Below are 1,558 nucleotides of genomic sequence, written 5' to 3'. Positions count from 1 at the left end.
CAGCCCGGAGCTGCTGCAGCAGCTCAGCGACGACCAGGGTGACCTGCCGCAAGTGCTGAAGCCGGGCAATGCCGGTGAGCCCAAGCAGCAGCTGAACGAGAGCCAGTTCCGCTGGGCCATGAACGAAGATGCCATGGGTACCGAGAAGCTGGGGGAAGGCATTCGCCAGTTCGCACGGGACCAGGAGAAGCTGGAGAAGTTGATGGCTGAAAAGGCCTGATACATTTCGGGATTGCCTGACGGGCGGGAAGTGTTCAGCATTTTCCGCCCGTTTTGTTTTGCCGAGTCATAGTTGTGTATTTGTTTCTCGGGCCTCTTCGCGGGCACGCCCGCTCCCACAGGGATTTCCACTGTGCTTGAAAGCGCCGCCGTACCTGTGGGAGCGGGCGTGCCCGCGAAAGGGTCCGCATAGCCACCCGAGCTGTCGATGACCTCCTCTACCCCATTGCCCCTCGTACTCGCCGGCCCGATACTGCGCCGCCTGGAACCCCAGCGCCTGGCCATCTGGCTGGTCGCCACGCAACCGCTGCAACCCGAATTCATCTTCCCGGCAAGCAAGGCCCAGGTCGATTGCCAGGTGGTCGCGGTGGGCCAGCACGCCTTCATCCACCTGCTGGACATCCATTTCGCCCAGCCGCTGCCCTGCAACCAGTTGCTCGACTATGACCTGCTCATCAACGGCCAGGGCATCGCCGGCTGGGCGCCGCATCTGCTCTACCCTGGCACCCAGCGCCCAAACCTGGTACTGCGCGATCGGCTCGACCACCTGCTGCACGGTTCCTGTCGAAAGCCGCATTTCCCGGTCGCCGATGGCCTGCTGTGCGCCGACCGCCTGCTTCAGGCCTGCGAAAAACCTACAGACCGCCCTGCCGTGCTGCTGATGACCGGCGACCAGGTCTATGCCGACGATGTCGCCGGCCCGATGCTGCGCGCCGTCCACAGCCTGATAGCGCGCCTGGGCCTGTTCGACGAGCAACTGGAGGGCGCAGTGGTGCCCGACAGCCAGGCGCTGTACCAGCACCCGGCCTGCTACTACCATCGCGCCGACCTGCTGCCGGCGCAGGAGCGCAACGAAACCTTGCGCGAGCGCTTTTTCGGCGGCAAGCGCAAGCCGATCTTCTCGTCCAGCAACGCCGACAACCACCTGGTCACCTTCGCCGAGGTCATGGCCATGTACCTGCTGGTGTGGTCACCGGTGGCTTGGCAGCTGGTGAACCTGGACATGCCCAGCGGGCTCACCGCACCGCGCCAGGCCCGTTACCAGCAGGAACTGCCGCTGATCCAGGCGTTTGCCGGCAACCTGGGCCAGGTAGCACGGGTGATGGCCCACCTGCCGTGCCTGATGATCTTCGACGACCACGACATCACCGACGACTGGAACCTCTCGGCGCAGTGGGAAGAAACCGCCTACGGCCACCCCTTCTCGCGGCGGATCATCGGCAATGCCCTGCTCGGCTACCTGCTGTGCGAGGCCTGGTGGAACGACCCGCAGGGTTGAAAGGCCCTGGTCGGGGAATGCCAGGCGTTGAACAGCCAGACACAGGATGAGCTGTTCGGC

General features: G+C 64.6%; 1 protein-coding gene and 1 pseudogene. Both read left to right on the top strand.

From position 1 onward, the window contains the following. Positions 1-220: transaldolase family protein (locus tag JV551A3_RS11610; RefSeq protein WP_328592096.1), on the top strand; the 220-nt coding region annotated here is incomplete at its 5' end. A 207-nt stretch (positions 221-427) separates the two neighbouring features. After that, positions 428-1,558 (top strand): annotated as a pseudogene (locus tag JV551A3_RS11605) (metallophosphoesterase family protein); the annotation flags it as partial.

This window comes from Pseudomonas inefficax (genome assembly GCF_900277125.1).
Taxonomy (GTDB): Bacteria; Pseudomonadota; Gammaproteobacteria; order Pseudomonadales; family Pseudomonadaceae; genus Aquipseudomonas; species Aquipseudomonas inefficax.
This window is presented reverse-complemented; position numbering and strand designations above follow the sequence as displayed.